This is a genomic window from Janibacter sp. A1S7 (genome assembly GCF_037198315.1).
Taxonomy (GTDB): domain Bacteria; phylum Actinomycetota; class Actinomycetes; order Actinomycetales; family Dermatophilaceae; genus Janibacter; species Janibacter alittae.
The window spans coordinates 289,401-306,173 of the sequence record NZ_CP144913.1 but is presented as its reverse complement, the minus strand read 5'-3'; the positions used below and the strand labels follow the sequence as shown (position 1 = coordinate 306,173).

Here is a 16,773-nt window from a genome sequence, read left to right as displayed (position 1 = left end):
TACCGCGGCGTGTCGGCTGGACACCACGCCCCACGAGATCACCTGCTCCCCCTGGGCCCCACCCGTCACACGGCGCGACCGTTGGGCGCACGAGCCTCCCCTGATCAGTAAAGAACAAGTAAAGTCAGGGACGGTGGTCGTCATTGCCGCACGCCCCGGGGGCTTCAGGGGAGGGGCTTTTGCGGGGAGGACGGTGCCATGAAGAACCCGCCGTCCGCAGTGTGGCGTCCGGCGCCATGCATGACCTGCCGCAGGGCCGCCGCGATGGAGCGAGCGTCCACCGCTTCCGGCCCGCGTCCCCGATCCGCCGTGTCCCGGACAACCACCCCCCCTCTGTCCGGGGCACGGCCCTGTCTGGGGACGGCTGCGCAGCGGTCAGCCCATCGAGTCCAGGATCGCGCTGATGTCCGCGGCGGTCGTCTGGGGGTTGACGATCGCGAAGCGGGCGAGCGTCTCCCCCTCGTGCGTCGTGGGGACGACGAAGGCGAACTCCTCGTCGAGGACGCGGTCCGACCACGCCTGGTAGTCGGCGGCGGCCCAACCCCGACGACGGAAGACGACGACGGACAGGGTGCGCTCACCGACGAGCTCGAACTCCTCACGGCGCGCGATCTCCTCTTCGGCGAAGGCGGCGACGGCGAGGGTCTTCTCCACCGCGGTCGTGTAGGCCTGCGTGCCGTGGGTCGCCAGCGAGAACCAGAACGGCAGCCCCCGCGCACGACGGGTCAGGCCGACGGAGTAGTCGGTGGGGTTCCAGTCGGAGGTCTCGGTGAGGACATCGAGGTAGCCGGCCTTCTGGGTGTGGGCGGCCCTGGCGTAGCCCGGCTCCCGGTAGACCAGCGCGCAGCAGTCGAAGGGGGCGAACAGCCACTTGTGCGGGTCGACGATGAAGGAGTCGCAGTGCTCGATGCCCTCGTAGAGGTGACGCACCGAGGGCGCCGCCAGACCGGCACCGCCGTAGGCGCCGTCCACGTGGAACCAGATACCGAACTCGCGGCACACCTCGGCCACGGAGGCCAGGTCGTCGACGAGGCCGAAGTTCGTCGTGCCAGCGGTCGCGACGACCGCGAAGTAGGTCTGCGGCCCGTGCTCGAGCAGCACCTCGCGCAGCCGGGGACCGGTCAGACGCCCACGCTCGTCCGGGTCCACCGGCGTCAGCTCCGCGTCCATGACCTCGCACGCGGACGCGATCGAGCTGTGCGCACCGCTGGTGGTCGCCACGCGGAAGGGACGCTCCCCCTTCGCTGCCTCGTGGCGGGCCCGGCCGCGGGCCGTGACGAGCGCGGAGAGGTTGCCGATCGTGCCACCGGGGACGAAGACGCCACCGGCACCCTCGGGCAGGCCGACGAGGTCACCCACCCACCGCAGGGCCTGGTTCTCCGCGTAGACCGCTCCGGACCCCTCGAGCCACGAGCCGGCGTAGATCGAGCTGGCGCCGACGACGAGGTCGAACATCGCCGCGGCCTCGGTGGGAGCGCACGGGATGAAGGACAGGTAGCGCGGGTGGTCGACCGACAGGCAGGCCGGGGCGAGGACATCGGCGAAGAGGTCCATCGCGGCCTGGCCGCCCAGCCCCTCCTTCGTGATCGTCGCGCCGGCGGCCTGCTGCAGCTGCTCCGGCGTCATCGTGCGGTCGAGCGGTGGCGGGTCGTAGCGCATCCGTTCGGCGGAGTAGTCGAGGACCAGGCGCTCGAGGTCGACCAGCGAGGTGTTGTCGTCGGGGAATCCATGCACGTCGAGCACTCTAGGGGCCCCGGTGGTCGGGGCGTGGGTACGCGAAGCGGGTGACCCCGGGGACGACGGCGCGGGTAGGTTGACCCGGTGAGCCCGCGCGACCTGTCCGACCTGATCCATCCGTCGTGGGCGCGAGCCCTCGAGCCGGTCGCGGGGACGATCACCGCGATGGGCGACTTCCTGCGCGACGAGATCACCGCGGGTCGCGGCTACCTGCCGGCGGGCACGAACGTCCTGCGCGCCTTCACCATCCCCCTCGAGGAGGTCCGCGTCCTCGTCGTCGGGCAGGACCCCTACCCCACGCCGGGCCACGCGATCGGATTGTCCTTCGCCGTCGCCCCGGAGGTACGGCCGCTGCCGAAGTCGTTGGTCAACATCCACCGTGAGCTCGTCGACGACCTCGGCGTCCCGCCACCGAGCAACGGCGACCTCACGCCATGGGCGCAGCAGGGCGTCATGCTGCTCAACCGGTGCCTCACGGTCACCCCCGCAGCCCCGAACAGCCACCGCGGCAAGGGTTGGGAGGCGGTGACCGACCGGGCCATCGAGGTCCTCGCCGAGCGCGACGGCCCCCTGGTGGCCATCCTCTGGGGCGCCGACGCCCGCAGGCTCGCCCCGACGCTCGGCCGGGAGCGATGCATCGAGAGCGTGCACCCCTCACCCCTGTCCGCGTACCGGGGCTTCTTCGGCTCGCACCCCTTCAGCGCCGCCAACGACCTGCTCGTCCAGCAGGGCGCCACCCCCATCGATTGGAGACTCCCGTGACCCCCGCTCCCGCACACCCCTGGCGTCGGTACGTCGCGATCGGCGACTCCTTCAGCGAGGGGATGGTCGATGTCGACCCCCGGCGCGAAGGGGGTTTCGTCGGTTGGGCGGATCGGCTCGCCGCCCAGCTCGCGCACTCCAGTGGCGGCGAGGAGTTCCGCTACGCGAACCTGGCCATCCGCGGCCGCAAGCTCGACGACGTCGTCGGTCGGCAGCTGGACGAGGCCATCGACCTCGGCCCGGACCTGGTCTCGATGGTCGGCGGCGGCAACGACATCCTCCGCCCGAGCGTCGACCTGGACACGATCGCCGCGCGACTGGAGGAGGCCGTCGTCCGGCTGCGGGCCACCGGCGCCGACGTTCTCCTGGCGACCCCCACGGACCCGCGGGGAGCCGGCCTGTTCGGCACCCTGCTGACCCGGCACGCGGTGCACACCGCCAACCTGTACACGATCGCCTCGCGGCACGGCGCCCACGTGCTCGGCCTGTGGGGGATGCGATCGGTCCGCGACCCCCGGATGTGGGGCGAGGACCGGATCCACCTGAGCACCCAGGGGCATCGCCGCGTCTGCTGGGCGGCGATGGATGCGCTCGGCCTGGCGGTTCCCGATGACTGGGACGAGCCCCTGCCGCCGGCGCCGAGTCGGCCCCGCTCCGACGTGCGTGCCGAGCGCGTGCGCTGGGCACGCACCTACGCGGCGCCCTGGGTACGGCGCCGCCTGACCGGGCGCTCCTCGGGCGACGCGGTGACGGCCAAGCGGGCGCGACTGACCCCCTTCGGCCCTGCGGACCTCCCGGACGTCTGAGGAGTCGCACCTGCTTGGGCTCCTGCGGACCTCCACCCGCACCCGCTTGGGCTCGTGCGACAAAGGGGGCGCAGATGCGGCTGATAGCCTCACTTCATGACGCATATACGGGTTTCGGAGGCGGCCGAGCTGCTCGCGGTCTCACCGGACACGGTCCGGCGGTGGATCGACGGCGGTCGCCTCGCCGCGACGAAGGGGGATGGTCGCACCCTCGTCGACGGGGCCGACCTCGCCCGGTTGGCCCAGGAGGTCGCCGCGCCGCCGACGGTCGGTCCGGTCCACGACGAGTCCGCCCGCAACCGGATGCGCGGCATCGTCACCGAGGTGCAGCGCGACGGGGTGATGGCCCAGGTGAGCCTGCAGGCCGGCCCCTTCCGCGTGGTCTCCCTCATGTCCCGCGAGGCCGCCGACGAGCTCGGGCTGGAGCCCGGCAGCGTCGCCGTCGCCTCGATCAAGTCCACGAATGTCATCATCGGCACCACCGGAGGATCCTCGTGACACACCAGCGCACGGCCATCACGGTGTTGACCGCCCTCACCCTGGCCCTCACCGCCTGCTCCACCGCCGACGACGGCGACGACGAGCAGACGCTGCGGGTCGGCGCGGCCGCCTCGCTGACGTCCTCCTTCGAGCAGATCGCCGAGGTCTTCGAGGCGGAGAACCGCGGCGTCACCGTCGAGCTGCAGCTGGCCGGGTCCTCGGACCTGGCCGCGCAGATCCAGGGTGGCGCCGACCTCGATGTCTTCGCCTCCGCGGACGAGCCCACCATGGACGAGGTCAGCGACAGCATCGCCGGCGAGCCGACGATCTTCGCGACCAACACCCTCACGATCGTCACCGAGCCGGGCAACCCCCAGGACATCACCGGACTGGCGGACCTGGCCGACCCCGACCTCGCCGTCGTCGTCTGCGCCCCCCAGGTCCCGTGCGGGGCGGCGACCCGCACGCTGACCGATCAGCAGGACGTGACACTGGACCCGGCCAGCGAGGAGTCCAAGGTGACCGACGTGCTGGCCAAGGTCAGCTCCGGCGAGGCCGATGCCGGACTGGTCTACGTCACAGACGCGACCGCCGCCGGCCCGGACGTGACCACCGTTCCGGCGGAGGGTTCGGATGCCGTGGTCAACCGGTACCCGATCGCGATGCTCACCGGCGCCCCGAGCGAGGAGGCCCGGGCCTTCATCGACCTCGTCACCGGGACGCAGGGCCAGCGGATCCTGGAAGACAACGGCTTCCGGTCCCCGTGAGTCCGCCTCGCTGGCTCTGGGCGCCGGCCGCCCTGGCCGTCCTGCTGGTCGTCGTCCCCATCGCCGGGCTCGTCGCCCAGGTGCAGCCCGCGCAGCTGTGGCCGCTGCTGACGTCGCCGGCCTCCGTGGACGCCCTTCTGCTGTCGCTGCGCACGGCCACGGCGACGACGGCGATCTGCCTCCTGCTCGGCACTCCCCTGGCCCTGCTCCTCGCCCGCGGTCACTGGCCGGGTCAGTCGGTGCTGCGCGCCCTCGTCCTCGTGCCGCTCGTGCTGCCACCGGTCGTCGGCGGGCTCGCGCTGCTGTACACCTTCGGTCGACGTGGCCTGATCGGCCAGCACCTCGAAGCGGCCGGGATCTCGATCTCGTTCAGCACCACGGCCGTCGTGCTGGCGCAGACCTTCGTCGCCCTGCCCTTCCTCGTCCTCTCCCTCGAGGGCGCGGTCCGGGGCCTGGGGCGCCGCCACGACGAGGTCGCAGCCACCCTCGGGGCGAGCCCGTGGCGGCGGCTGACGCGGGTCACGCTGCCTCTCGTCGCGCCCGGTCTGATGTCGGGGTGCGTCCTGGCCTTCGCCCGCGCGCTGGGCGAGTTCGGGGCGACGCTCACCTTCGCCGGGTCCGCGCAGGGACGCACCCGCACCCTCCCGTTGGAGATCTACCTGCAGCGCGAAAGCGATCCCGATGCGGCAGTGACGCTGGCACTCGTCCTCGTCGTCCTCGCGACCGTCATCGTCGGCACGGTGTACGCGCGCACGATCCGCCCGGAGCGGGTCGCGTGAGCCTGCAGGTGCGCGCCGAGTGGGCGCAGCGGGGTCTGGCGGTCGACCTCGACCTGCCCGCCGGTCGGCACGCGGTCACCGGCCCCAACGGCAGCGGCAAGTCCTCGCTCCTGTCGGTCATCGCCGGCCTGTCGCGGCCCGACTCCGCGCGCGTCGTCCTCGACGGTCGGCCCCTTGACGGGGTTCCGCCGCACCGCCGCCGGGTCGGCCTGATGAGCCAGGCACCGACGCTCTTCCCGCACCTCGACGTGCGGGACAACGTCGCCTTCGGCCCCCGCAGCGCCGGACGGGGACGAAGGGGGGCCCGGGCCACCGCGGACCACTGGCTGGAGGTGGTCGGCATGGCCTCCTTCGCGACCCGTCGACCGGCGCAGCTCTCCGGGGGCCAGGCCGCCCGGGTGGCGCTCGCCCGCGCGCTCGCGGCCGAGCCGGACGCGCTCCTGCTGGACGAGCCGCTCGCCGCGCTCGACGTCGAGGCGACGCCGGCGATGCGCGCCGTCCTCGCCGACGTCACCCACGCCCGCGAGGACCTCGTCGTCGTGCTCGTCACCCACGACGTGCTCGACGTGCTCACCGTCGCCGACGGACCCGCCGACACGATGACCGTCCTCGGTGAGCGCGTCGAGCACGGGCCGGTGCGGCAGGTGCTGGAGCACCCGCGCAGCGCCTTCACCGCCGGCCTGGCCGGGGTCAACCTCGTGCACGCCCGGGCGCTGGCCGGCTCGGGAGCGCGCACCACCACCGCGGACGGCGCGCTGGAGATCGCCACCGGCCCGCACGATGTCACGGGCGCCTGCTGGGTGACCTTCGCCCCGGACGCGGTCTCGCTGCACCGGGAGCAGCCGGAGGGGTCGCCGCGCAACGTGTGGCACGGCCGGGTCTCCCGCGTCGAGGCGCACGCCGGACGGGCCCGGGTGTGGTTGTCGGCGCCGCTGCCGATGAGCGCCGAGGTGACCCCCGGGGCCCTGGCCGCACTCCCCCTTCGCCCGGGGGACGGGGTGTGGGCCTCGGTCAAGGCGAGCCAGGTGCGGGTGCACCCGGCGCACCCGGATCCACTCGACTAGAGGCGACCGTCGCGGAAGCGGCGCAGGTTCTTCCTGGATTCAGGCCCCAGACGCACGATCGACTGCCCGGACTCCATACCGGTCGGGCCCTGGGCGACCTCGTGGCCGACCTTGAGCGGGTTCACCTTGTAGAAGCTGGCGGTGAAGAGCAGCATCTGCGTCGCCGTGAGGTCGCTGCTGGCGTACTCGTTGATGACGCCGAGCGCCTCGGGCAGTGAATCGGGCCCCTGGAGACGGGCCTGGACGGCCGCCGCGAGCAGGAGCATGCCCTGGTGGCGGGAGCGGTCGAAGTCGCCGCGCGGCAGGGTCTTGCGCTCCCGGGCGTACGCGAGGGCCTCGTTCGGACCCAGCCGGGTCTCGCCCTTCGGGATCTGGCCGCCGGGCAGGTGCGAGTCGAGCCCGTCGGGGGAGTCGAAGGACAGCGGGCCGAGCTCGTCGACGATCGCCCGGAATCCCGTGAAGCCGGTCACGATGTACCCGTCGACGTCGATGCCACTGAGGCTCGACACCGCGCCGACCTCGGCCGCGGGCCCGCCGTAGACCATCGCGGCGTTGAGTTTGCCGTGTCCGTGGCCGGGGATCGGGACCCACAGGTCGCGCGCGAAGCCCATCAGGCCCGCGCCGCCCTTTCCGTCGACACCGAGCAGCTGGACGGCGTCCGCGCGCAGACGGGTCACCTTCTCCCCGGGACGGGCGTCGCTGCCGAGGACGAGGACGTGCCGGGGTCCTTCACCGAGGTCGGTGCCCTGGTCCATCGAGGGCCACCACCCGCCGACGACCCGCCACTCCTTGCCCTTCGGCCGCACGGCCAGGGTGACGTCGTCGTCGGAGGTGACGACCGCGACCTTCGAGCTGCGCCATCTGCCGGTGTGGGCCGTGCCGGTGACCGACTGCGAGCGGTACTTCGTCGCCACGGCGTCGGTCAGGCCCTTGCCCGCCCCGTCGACCTGCACGGTGGGGGTCGGCGTCGTCGACGACGAGGACGTGGAGCTGGTCGAGGTGGAGGTGGACGCCGAGGTGACCTCATCCCCTTCGTCCGGGGCGCCGGAGCAGGCGATCAGGGTCAGCGCTGCCACGGTGGTGACCGCCGTGGCTCGGGCGAAGGGAGGTCTCACGCCTCCACGGTAGGTCGCCGGGTCCAGCCCGTGCTCGTCAGTCCTTGATGGTGACCTCACCGGTGGTGGCGTCGACGCGGACCTCGCGGTCGCTGTCGGAGCCGGTGCGGATCTCGACCTCCCAGGAGTAGGTGCCGCCCTCCTCCTCGAGGTCGGCCTCGTCGAAGGCGCCGTCGACCTCCGCCAGCGCCTTCTCGATGCCCTCCGCGATGGTGGTCTTCGCGACGGACAGACCCGTGCGGTCCTCCGCGTCGAGGTCCTCCTTCTTCGGCTCCGTGACCGTGCCGTCCGCAGAGACCGTCACCTCGATGCTCGTGCGTCCTTGGCCAGGTCGATCTCCCAGGACCCGTTCTCGTCGTCGACCGCGTAGGCGGTGCCACCGGTCTCGGCCTCGGCCGCGTCGATGGCGGAGGTGGCCGAGGCCGAGCCGCCGTCGGTGTCCGGGGACGTCGAGCCGGTCATGCCCCCACCATGGCCCCGGCCCTGCGGACGACCACGCCGTGAACCGCATTCTGCAGGGACTGTCACCAAACCCTCACCCGGCCCTCATACAGTGGGAGGCATGTCAGCAACGAGGCTCATGCCCACAGAGATCGGTGACGACCTGATCGAGCTCACCCGCTCGATCTGCGACAAGACGCTGCGACCCCAGGTCGACGACGTCGAGGCCCGCGCGGCCACCGAGGAGGTCTTCCCCCGCGAGGTCTTCCGCACCCTGGGCCGAGCGGGTCTGCTCTCCCTGCCCTACCCGGAGGAGCTCGGCGGCGGCGGGCAGCCGTACGAGGTCTACCTCCAGGTCGTCGAGGAGATCGCCTCGGCGTGGGCGGCCGTCGCGGTCGGGGTCTCGGTGCACTCGCTCACGGCCTACGCCGTGCACACCTTCGGCAGCCAGGTGCAGCAGGAGGCGCTGCTGCCCGACATGCTCTCCGGGGAGACGCTCGGCGCGTACGCGCTCTCCGAGCCGCTGGCCGGATCCGACATCGCGGCGATGACCACCCGGGCGACCCCCGACGGCGACGACTGGCGCATCCGCGGCCGCAAGGCGTGGATCTCCCACGGCGGCCACGCCGACTACTACACGACCTTCGCCCGCACGAGCGACGAGGGCAGCCGGGGGGTCAGCTGCTTCGTCGTGCCCGCCGACGCGGAGGGCATCAGCTTCGGCGCGCCGGAGAAGAAGATGGGCCTGCACGGCGACACGGTGCGCGAAGTGATCTTCGACGACGTGCCGGTGGCGGGTGACCGCCTCGTGGGGGACACCGGACGAGGGGTGTCGATGGCCCTGGCCGGACTCGACGCGGGACGGCTCGGCATCGCGGCCGTGGCGACCGGTCTGGCCCAGTCGGCGCTCGACGTGGCGGCGAAGTACGCCACGGAGCGCGAGCAGTTCGGCCGGACCATCGCGAGCAACCAGGGTCTGGCCTTCCTCCTGGCCGACATGGAGGCCGCGGTCACCAGCGCCCGCGCGACCTACCTGCACGCGGCGCGGCTGCGTGACGCCGGGCGGGCCTTCGGCAAGGAGGCCGCCGTCGCCAAGCTCGTCGCGACCGACGCGTCGATGCGGGTGACCACCGACGCGATCCAGGTCCTCGGCGGCGCGGGATACACCGAGGACTTCCCCGTCGAGCGCTACTTCCGCGAGGCGAAGGTGACCCAGATCTTCGAGGGCACCAACCAGATCCAGCGGCTGGTGATCTCCCGGCAGCTGCTCGCCTCGCTCTGACGCCCCCTTCGCCCCACTCAACGAACTGCTGCAGGCAGCACTTCGTTGAGTGGGCAGCAGTTCGTCGTGCGGCTGGCTCGACGAACTGCGGCTGACTCCCGGCTCAGTCCTCGTCGCGGTCGCGGGAGATCCCCGGCAGGAGCGTGGAGCCGTCGCGCAGTGCCTCGAAGGCACCGGGTACTCGCGCCACCCTGCGCAGACTGTGTCGCCGGTACCGCCAGATCATCCACGCGCCGAAACCCCACATGAGGAACTGCGAGCTCATCGCCACCCGGAAGTCGTCGAGGGTGTAGGTCTCCGGTCCGCCGGGAGCCATCCGGTCCAGCACGTAGCCGATGAGCGCCATCGTGGTCAGCGACGCGATGAACCCGCCCATGTTGACCACCCCGGACGCCCGGCCGTACCGCTCGCTGCGGTGGAAGCTGCGGGCCAGGTCGAAGGCGATCATCGACCCCGGCCCGCCGAAGGCGGTCACCGAGACGAGGACGATCAGCAGCCACAGGGGCGAGCGGACCGGCAGAGCGAGCACGATCGCCCACACGAGTGAGATCGACCCGACGACCCCCAGGGCCATCATCGAGCGCCAGTACGGATGGATCGCGGTCAGGCGCCCGATCGTCGGACCGACGAAGAGCGCGACGATGGTCATCCATGTCAGCAGCGCCGAGGCCTGGGTCGGTGTCAGCCCCTGCCCGGAGACGAGGAAGGGGTAGCCCCACAGCAACGCGAAGACCGTCGGGGCGAACTGGGTGGCGAAGTGCACCGACATCCCCAACCGGGTGCCCGGGTCGCGCCAGACCTCGGTGAGGCTGTGGCGAAGGGCGCGGATCTTGATGCGCTCGACTGCGCCCTTCTCGTACGGGGAGTCCTTGACGACGAGGAGGATGGCGGCCGTGGCGATGACTCCCAGGAACGCCGCGGTCGCGTAGGTCATCGTCCAGCCCCAGGTGTGCAGGGCGGCGCTGAGCGGGATGGCCGCGGCAACGGCACCCATCTGACCGATCATGCCGGTCAGCTGCGTCACGACGGGGGCCTGCCGCACGAGGAACCACAGCGCGATCAGCCGCAGGATCGAGGTGAAGAGCATCGCGTCGCCGGCGCCGAGCAGGGCCCGGGCCGCGAGCGCGAAGGCGAAGCTGTCCGCGACGGAGAACCACAGCTGACCGATCGTCATCGCGACCAGGCCGGTGACGATCAGGGCCTTGGAGCCGAAGCGGTCGAGCAGCACCCCGACCGGGATCTGCATGGCGGCGTAGACGGCGAGCTGGAGGACGGTGAAGGTCGCCAGCTGGCTGGCGCTGATGTCGAAGCGCTCGGCGGCGAGCAGCCCGGCGACACCGAGCGAGGTGCGGTGGAAGACCGCCAACACGTAGACGGCCAGCGCGGTGGCCCAGATGGCGTAGGCGCGACGCCGCCCGATGTTGTGCAGCTGCTGTCGGGTCCCGGTCACCGGACACATACTACGAAGGCGACGCACACAACTTCGACGTGTGTCCTGCACGTGACACACGGATGCCGGAAGGACCTCCCGAACGTGGCAGCGTCACCCGCGACAGAGGTGGTCATGGCATGCAGGCCCTCGAGCGGATGGTCCGGCGGCGCTGGTCGCACCGCGCAGCCCGGCGCTGTCAGGTCCCGGGACCGGTCATGTCCCGGACCCGCTGCGAGGCGTTGTCGATCGCGTCGACATTGGACGGTTGCGCGCACTGCCTCAGGTCGTCGAGCATGACGTGGAGCCGGCGGGGGATCTGCAGGGAGTCCTTGCCGTAGTGGGCGATCTCGTCCACGGCAAGATCGAGGAGGGACTGGAAGGTCGCTCGGCGGTGGACCACGCGAAGGTGGCCCTCGTCGCTGACGATGTTCGGGCTCGGCGCGGGGCGGCCGACGAGGCGGCGGAGCGACCGGTGAAGTTCGTCGATGATCTGCGACGCCGTGGTCGGATCGTTGATCCCCGGGGACAGCGCCCGTTCGGCGATGTCCACGAGTTGGCGGAAACCGAAGGCGACGTCCTGGACCATCGAGCGTTCGCCACCGAGGTGAAAGGACCGCTCGATCAGTCGCCGGCACGAGGGGTCGAGCTCGCGGGCTGCCCACACTGTCGCGAACTGGTGCCCCTCGGCGATGAACTGCCCGAGGTCGACGTCGATGACGATGACGGCGTCGACGTCACCGGCAGCATCCACGAGCCGTGGGTAGTCGATGGCGGTCACGACGCCGTGGCGGTTCGACGCGGTGACGTCGGTGCGGTGGGCGCCGGGACGCGGTGACCAGTCGTGGTGCGGGACCGCGGCCATCGCGCTGGTGTGCTCGTCGCCGTCGCGTGCCGCCCCGGTGGCAGCGGCAGGGTAGAGCTGGTCGATCAGGGCGACCGTGGACTCCCCCAACCGGGAGACGATCTGGGAGACCTGGATCGAGCTCGTGATGTTGTGGATGAACGCGAGGAAGCACCCGACGCTGACCAGCACGAGAACGAACGCGAGCGTGATGGCAACTTCGGGGACGAAGGTGTCGATCTCCTCGTTCCCGCCGCGCACGGCGCGCATGACGGTCAGCGAGTAGATGAACGTCGCCATGAAGAACCCGAGGGTCACCTGCGTGATGCGACTGCTCAGGAACTGCGGGATGATCCGGGGTGTGAATTGGCTGCTGGCCAGCTGCAGGACGACGATGGTCACGGAGAACACCAGACCGGTGACCGAGATCATCGCGCCGGCGATCGTGCCCAGCAAGGTGCGCGCGCCATCGGGCCCGCCCTCGAACACGTAGGGGACCCTGCCGACGAGGGAGTCGTCAATGGTCGGCATGGCGACACCCGCGAGGAGAGCGAGCCCACAAATCGCAACCGGCAGCACCCAGAACGGGCGCCACAGTCTCCGCCACCGGGTGTCCCGGGGCAGCGCGAGAGTGTCAGCGCTGGTGCTGTTCGGTGCGGACATGCCCAGCCTTCCCTCGTGCGACGAGCGCAGAAATCAGCGTGACGGGCCCGGCAGGACCGCCCGCCGAGTCCGCAGACTCCTCGCGTGGGACTCCAGCCGTTGCTGGGTCTGGTGACGAGCGTAGCGAGTGGGCCGTCGGCTGGCCGTTCAACTCCAGCGGGCGAGCAGGTACTGCACGCCGAAGGGCGCCTCGTCCGCGATCAGTTCACCGGCCAGCCCCTCGGCCGCGGCGGCGAGCACCTGCAGCGCGGGCCGGCCCCGCATCCACAGCCGGTCGCAGGTGGTCGGGTCGAGGGCGGCGATCGTGGGGGCGTCCCCCTCGGCCAGTGCCCGGCTGAGCACCGCGGCGAAGGGGGCAGCCTCCGGTTGGTGGTGTCCCGGCGCCTTCTCGGTCAGCGTCGCGGGGCCGTCGGCGACGACGAGCAGAACGGTCGGTGGCCCGGCCGCCAGTTCGCGACCGAGGGTCGCGCACTCCTGCGGCGTCGCGTCGGCGGCGACGGACTGCAGGACCTGTTCGCCCCCCGTGGCGGGGGCGAACAAGCGACCGATCTCGAGGTCGGTCGGCAGGGCACCTGCCGGCACGCGGCCGGTGGTGAAGCGGGCCGCTCCCGACGGCGCGTCAACCGGCCAAGCGGCGGTGGTCGGACCCGATCCGAGGACGAGGAGACGCTCTGCCCCCTTCGTCATGGTGTCGGCGACGAGCGCCCGGGCCCGCTCGCGCAGGTCGGCGAGCGGATCGGCGGCTCCGCCCACACCGGGTAGGAGCGCGGGCGCCGCGGGCACGATGACGGCCCTCACGCCAGGCCCCGGATCGTGCGGGCGGGCGAGCGCGCGCCACGCAGCGTGGCGACCATGTCGAGGACCTGACGCGTCTCGGCGACCTCGTGCACCCGGTAGATGCGCGCGCCCAGCCATGCGGAGACGGCGGTGGTGGCGAGGGTGCCGACGAGGCGTTCGTCGACGGGGCGCTCGAGGGTCTCGCCGACGAAGTCCTTGTTGGACAGCGACACCAGAACCGGCCACCCCGTCTCGACCATCTCGTCGAGCCGGCGGGTGACCTCGAGGGTGTGGTGGGTGTTCTTGCCGAAGTCGTGCGCGGGATCGATGACGATCGACTCGCGGGCCACCCCGGCCGCGAGCGCCCGGTCGGCGTACCCGAGGACACCGTCGAGCACCTCGTCCATGATGTCCCGCTCGAAGCCGGTGCGGAAGGGTCGCGTGCGCGGCGTGACCCCGCCGGTGTGGGTACAGACGAGGCCGGCGCCGTGGGCGGCCGCGACGTCGACGAGCTCGGGGTCCACTCCGCCCCAGGCGTCGTTGAGCACGTCCGCCCCTACCCGGCAGACCTCCTCGCCGACCTGGGCGCGCCAGGTGTCGACGGAGATGACGAGGTCGGGGTGGGCAGCGCGGACCCGGGCGACGAGTCCACCGACGCGCTCGATCTCCTCCACGACGTCGACGTCACCGCCGGGTGCGGCCTTGACGCCCCCGATGTCGACGATGTCTGCGCCCTGCTCGACGACGAGGTCGACGCGCTCCATCGCCGTGTCCTCGGCGAAGGTCGCGCCCTTGTCGTAGAACGAGTCGGGCGTGCGGTTGACGATCGCCATGACGAGCATCGCGTCGTCGGCGAAGGTGTGTCGGCCGAGCCTCATCGTGGTCCTTCCGGGTATCCCGCCTGATCGCACGCCGGGGGTCGTTGGGACAGCGGGACGGGCCGGGTACGCCACCCGTCCTCCCGCGTGAACTGCTGCAGCTCCTGCGCCGCGACGTCGATGGGGCGCGGCCGCCCGCCTCGTCGGGAGTCGACGACGGCGAGGAGCTCGGCCGCCATGACCGCGAGGTCGTGGTCCTTTTGGTGGCGGTGGGCACGGGCACCGAGGTCGACCTGCGCGATGCCGTCGAGGCCGTGTCGCGTGTGGGTGTCGATGAGACTGGCGATCTCGACGCCGTAGCCGGTGGGGACGCTGATCGACTCCATCAGCGAGCGGGTCGCGGCCCATTCCCCCGCGAGTGGCTGCACGACCCCCGCCAGCTCGGGCCACCAGAGGTCGAGGACCGGACGGGCGACGAGCTCGGTGACCCGGCCCCCTTCGGTACTGGGGGCCTGACCGTCCACGTCGAGGACTCGGTCGTACCAGCCCTTGACCAGCTGGGTGGCCGGGTCGGCGATGAGTGCCCCGATGAGTCCCGTGACGAAGTGGGGCCCCCACTGGGTCAGATCGGCGTCGACGAAGACGAGGTGGTCACCGCTGGTCACGAAGAGCGACTTCCACAGCGCCTCACCCTTGCCGGGATGGCTGCCCAGGTGAGGGGCGATGTCGGCGGAGCGGTGAACCGTCGCACCGGCATCGGCGGCCACCTGCGCGGTGTCGTCGGTCGAGTCGGAGTCGATGACGACGAGCTCGCTGACAAGGGGGATCTCCTCGACCAGCTGACGTCGGAGCACGGAGACGACGTCGCCGACGGTCGCGGCCTCGTTCCGGGCGGGGATGACGACGCTGAGTGTCTCCCCCTTCGCCGCCAGGTGCTCGACGAGGTCGGCAGCGTCGAAGTCCTCGTGGGCGTGACTGTTCGTCGTCAGCCACTCACGCGCACTCGGATCCATCACGCCGCCACGGATCCGCAACGGCCTAGGCAGTTGCGAACGGAGGTGGTCGAGTGCGCCATCACGCTCCCGAGACTAGATGCCTGTCGGTCGAGCGCGGCTGCTGGGGCGCGTGACACCACCCGCGAGTGGCAGTCAGAACTGGGCCATGAGCGGCGGATTGAGGCTTGAGAGTGCTGATAAGCGCCCATCCTCACCTCGGCTGCGGCTCAGAGAGCTGGCGGGGGGACTCGAACCCCCAACCACCTGTTTGCCTTTGGGCCTTCTCTGGTGGCTCCTGCTGATATGCCGCTCGCCCGTCATTTCGGGCTTTTCGTTGACTTCGGGTGGGCTCGGTTCGGACTGGTTCGGCGAGCCTGCGTGCGGAAGTGGAGGGCAAAGTGGAGGGCTGGCCGGTTCTTGCCGCCGACCCTGGAGACACGAACGCCCCCTTCGTCTGGGGGGAGGGAGAAGGGGGCGTCGCGGATCGTGCCACGAAGGGCAGGCGATCTTCCCGGGGGGAGCCGGGGTCATCGGGCGCCTTAGGAGTGGAACGTGGTGTTGTCATGTCGACGCGCGGCGAGTCGCTGCTCCCTTCGCAGGTGACCTCGAAGTGGTGGCCGGTTCTAGCCGCCGACCCTGTAGCGGAGCAGAGGAGCCTGCCGGAGTGGCCGGGTCAAGGGTGGACGGAGTCCATCACGCAGTGACGCGAAGCGCCCTTGATGCGGTCCGGAGGCGGGCGGAGAGTGGAGCGGAGGGTCGGAGGCGTGAAGGTGACGTGACCGCGCAGGCTGGCATGTAGCTGCTCGGCGAAGGGAGCGGCGCTCGGGATGACTCCTGGGCGCCGCTCCTTCTGTTGTGCCGTGCGGGCTGAGGTCCGACGCCGCGCCCGGACCGGCCGCCAGGCCGCATGCCCGGCACGGCGGCGGGCCGAAGGCCCGCCGGCTCGCGCCGGAGGCGCGCTTGAGTCAGTAGAGAAACTCCTCACACCGGCCGAGTCGGCCGTAGAAGAAGCCCGACTTCCGGGAAGCGTCGGGCGCCCACGGTACGATCGGGGTCTTACATACGTGTAACTTCGGGGAGACTGATGACGGGGACGGACGGACACCGGTGCAATTTTCGCTTGCCCCTGGTCCGAAGTGAGTTGCTCGACATCCCGGACGAGAACGCCCGAGGGTGGCTCCTGGGTGCCATGAAGGAGTACGAGAAGGGGCGGCTCCCAGCGAACAAGGTCAAGCCCATCGGTGACGGCATCTTCGAGATCACCGTGAACCGGGACGGGGTCTTCCTTCGATGCCTGTTCTTCCATCCCAAGCCGTACATCGCGGTCGGTTTGAAGGTGTACATGAAGAAGTCGAACAAGCTGCCCAAGCAGATCCACAAGGTCGCCAAGGACCGGATGCGTGCGTGGAAGGACGACACCTAGATCACAGTTTCGGATCCTGGGTACCGGGATCGGTCCTGACCGATGTAGGCTGTGGCCGAGCGCAAGGGCGGACGTGACACGTCCCCGCGCCAGAGGCGGGACCAAGCCATGACCAAGGGTGATGCACTATGGAACAACTAAGCGACCTCGATCGTCTGCTGGGCCAACAGCCCCAGGCCGTTCGCGAGGCGGCGGACGATGCCGCCGAGTACTTCCAGTTAGTTCAGGCCATGCGTGGGCTGCGGCAGCACCGACACCTGAAGCAGTCCTCCGTTGCCGAGGAAATGTCGACGACCCAGTCCGCGGTCTCAGAACTCGAGTCCCTGCGAACAGACCCGCAGATCAGCACCCTCATGCGCTATGTGCGCGCTGTCGGCGGACGCCTACACCTGCGGGCTACAGCCGAAGATGTCGTGCGGACAGAAGGGCCAGAGAAGTGGCGCAGTGTGGCGAAGCATGACTACGCCACACCGCGCGTTAGGACGCGCCACCTCCGCGTTGTTTCGTCCGACCTTTCCGAATGGCGCGTACCCGCCTAATGACTGATCTACGTCATTTGCAGGAACTTGCTGCACCCCTAGTACAGATGGC

Annotated in this window: 18 protein-coding genes; 9 read left to right on the top strand and 9 right to left on the bottom strand. The window is 70.9% G+C overall.

Annotation, left to right across the window (positions count from 1 at the left end):
* Positions 1 to 375: 375 nt before the first annotated feature.
* Positions 376 to 1,734, bottom strand: a complete 1,359-nt coding sequence (locus V1351_RS01520) for a pyridoxal phosphate-dependent decarboxylase family protein (RefSeq protein WP_338750068.1) — start codon at positions 1,732 to 1,734, stop codon at positions 376 to 378.
* Between the two features lie 87 nt (positions 1,735 to 1,821).
* Between V1351_RS01520 and V1351_RS01515 the strand changes: the two genes are divergently transcribed.
* From V1351_RS01515 to V1351_RS01490, 6 genes are all read left to right on the top strand, one after another.
* Complete coding sequence (locus V1351_RS01515; RefSeq protein WP_338750066.1) at positions 1,822 to 2,499, top strand: uracil-DNA glycosylase; 678 nt, start codon at positions 1,822 to 1,824, stop codon at positions 2,497 to 2,499.
* On the top strand, positions 2,496 to 3,305 hold the full coding sequence (locus tag V1351_RS01510) for an SGNH/GDSL hydrolase family protein (protein WP_338750064.1): 810 nt from the start codon (positions 2,496 to 2,498) through the stop codon (positions 3,303 to 3,305). Before V1351_RS01515 ends, V1351_RS01510 begins: the two co-directional genes overlap by 4 nt.
* Before the next feature lie 96 nt (positions 3,306 to 3,401).
* Positions 3,402 to 3,803 (top strand): TOBE domain-containing protein, encoded by a 402-nt coding sequence (locus V1351_RS01505; protein ID WP_338750062.1) that lies wholly within the window; start codon positions 3,402 to 3,404, stop codon positions 3,801 to 3,803.
* A complete protein-coding gene (gene modA, locus V1351_RS01500) occupies positions 3,800 to 4,552 on the top strand; it encodes a molybdate ABC transporter substrate-binding protein (protein WP_338750060.1) in 753 nt (250 codons plus the stop codon). Before V1351_RS01505 ends, modA begins: the two co-directional genes overlap by 4 nt.
* A complete protein-coding gene (locus tag V1351_RS01495) occupies positions 4,549 to 5,331 on the top strand; it encodes an ABC transporter permease (RefSeq protein ID WP_338750058.1) in 783 nt (260 codons plus the stop codon). The genes modA and V1351_RS01495 overlap by 4 nt, the downstream gene beginning before the upstream one ends.
* Entirely contained in the window at positions 5,328 to 6,395 is a 1,068-nt protein-coding gene (locus V1351_RS01490) for a sulfate/molybdate ABC transporter ATP-binding protein (RefSeq protein ID WP_338750056.1), read from the top strand. The genes V1351_RS01495 and V1351_RS01490 overlap by 4 nt, the downstream gene beginning before the upstream one ends.
* Here the strand turns inward: V1351_RS01490 and V1351_RS01485 are convergent.
* Genes V1351_RS01485 through V1351_RS01475 form a run of 3 tightly spaced genes read right to left on the bottom strand, consistent with a single transcriptional unit; the run spans position 6,392 to position 7,972 of the window.
* Positions 6,392 to 7,510: an LCP family protein gene (locus tag V1351_RS01485; RefSeq protein WP_338750054.1), complete on the bottom strand. Its 1,119-nt coding sequence runs from the start codon at positions 7,508 to 7,510 to the stop codon at positions 6,392 to 6,394. The genes V1351_RS01490 and V1351_RS01485 overlap by 4 nt on opposite strands.
* Positions 7,511 to 7,547: 37 nt before the next feature.
* Complete coding sequence (locus tag V1351_RS01480; protein ID WP_338750052.1) at positions 7,548 to 7,814, bottom strand: PepSY domain-containing protein; 267 nt, start codon at positions 7,812 to 7,814, stop codon at positions 7,548 to 7,550.
* Complete coding sequence (locus V1351_RS01475; protein ID WP_338750050.1) at positions 7,811 to 7,972, bottom strand: hypothetical protein; 162 nt, start codon at positions 7,970 to 7,972, stop codon at positions 7,811 to 7,813. Before V1351_RS01475 ends, V1351_RS01480 begins: the two co-directional genes overlap by 4 nt.
* Positions 7,973 to 8,072: 100 nt before the next feature.
* Here V1351_RS01475 and V1351_RS01470 point away from each other — a divergent pair, with 100 nt between their 5' ends.
* Positions 8,073 to 9,233: an acyl-CoA dehydrogenase family protein gene (locus V1351_RS01470; protein WP_338750048.1), complete on the top strand. Its 1,161-nt coding sequence runs from the start codon at positions 8,073 to 8,075 to the stop codon at positions 9,231 to 9,233.
* Positions 9,234 to 9,336: 103 nt separating this feature from the next.
* On the opposite strand, the gene V1351_RS01465 is transcribed toward V1351_RS01470, so the two are convergent.
* The 5 genes from V1351_RS01465 to V1351_RS01445 all read right to left on the bottom strand — a co-directional run bounded on the left by V1351_RS01465 (position 9,337) and on the right by V1351_RS01445 (position 14,777).
* The gene (locus V1351_RS01465) at positions 9,337 to 10,683 is read right to left on the bottom strand and encodes an MFS transporter (protein ID WP_338750046.1); all 1,347 of its coding nucleotides are present in this window, start codon (positions 10,681 to 10,683) and stop codon (positions 9,337 to 9,339) included.
* Positions 10,684 to 10,861: 178 nt separating this feature from the next.
* Complete coding sequence (locus V1351_RS01460) at positions 10,862 to 12,037, bottom strand: DUF2254 domain-containing protein (protein ID WP_422388995.1); 1,176 nt, start codon at positions 12,035 to 12,037, stop codon at positions 10,862 to 10,864.
* Positions 12,038 to 12,316: 279 nt separating this feature from the next.
* A complete protein-coding gene (locus tag V1351_RS01455) occupies positions 12,317 to 12,967 on the bottom strand; it encodes a hypothetical protein (protein ID WP_338750042.1) in 651 nt (216 codons plus the stop codon).
* Entirely contained in the window at positions 12,964 to 13,824 is an 861-nt protein-coding gene (gene folP, locus V1351_RS01450; protein ID WP_338750040.1) for a dihydropteroate synthase, read from the bottom strand. The genes V1351_RS01455 and folP overlap by 4 nt, the downstream gene beginning before the upstream one ends.
* Positions 13,821 to 14,777, bottom strand: a complete 957-nt coding sequence (locus V1351_RS01445; RefSeq protein ID WP_338752428.1) for a glucosyl-3-phosphoglycerate synthase — start codon at positions 14,775 to 14,777, stop codon at positions 13,821 to 13,823. The genes folP and V1351_RS01445 overlap by 4 nt, the downstream gene beginning before the upstream one ends.
* A 1,102-nt stretch (positions 14,778 to 15,879) precedes the next feature.
* On the opposite strand from V1351_RS01445, the gene V1351_RS01440 reads away from it, so the two are divergent.
* Positions 15,880 to 16,182: a type II toxin-antitoxin system RelE/ParE family toxin gene (locus V1351_RS01440; RefSeq protein WP_338750038.1), complete on the top strand. Its 303-nt coding sequence runs from the start codon at positions 15,880 to 15,882 to the stop codon at positions 16,180 to 16,182.
* Positions 16,183 to 16,310: 128 nt separating this feature from the next.
* Positions 16,311 to 16,721, top strand: coding sequence for a helix-turn-helix domain-containing protein (locus tag V1351_RS16270; protein WP_422388994.1), 411 nt, complete (start codon positions 16,311 to 16,313; stop codon positions 16,719 to 16,721).
* Positions 16,722 to 16,773: the final 52 nt, after the last annotated feature.

Excerpts from the sequence above, each read along its gene's own strand:
- V1351_RS01505 (WP_338750062.1), top strand. The coding sequence starts at position 3,402 with ATGACGCATATACGGGTTTCGGAGGCGGCCGAGCTGCTCGCGGTCTCA.
- V1351_RS01475 (WP_338750050.1), bottom strand. The coding sequence starts at position 7,972 with ATGACCGGCTCGACGTCCCCGGACACCGACGGCGGCTCGGCCTCGGCC.
- V1351_RS01470 (WP_338750048.1), top strand. The coding sequence starts at position 8,073 with ATGTCAGCAACGAGGCTCATGCCCACAGAGATCGGTGACGACCTGATC.
- V1351_RS01460 (WP_422388995.1), bottom strand. The coding sequence starts at position 12,037 with ATGCCGACCATTGACGACTCCCTCGTCGGCAGGGTCCCCTACGTGTTC.
- folP (WP_338750040.1), bottom strand. The coding sequence starts at position 13,824 with ATGAGGCTCGGCCGACACACCTTCGCCGACGACGCGATGCTCGTCATG.
- V1351_RS01445 (WP_338752428.1), bottom strand. The coding sequence starts at position 14,777 with ATGGATCCGAGTGCGCGTGAGTGGCTGACGACGAACAGTCACGCCCAC.
- V1351_RS16270 (WP_422388994.1), top strand. The coding sequence starts at position 16,311 with ATGGAACAACTAAGCGACCTCGATCGTCTGCTGGGCCAACAGCCCCAG.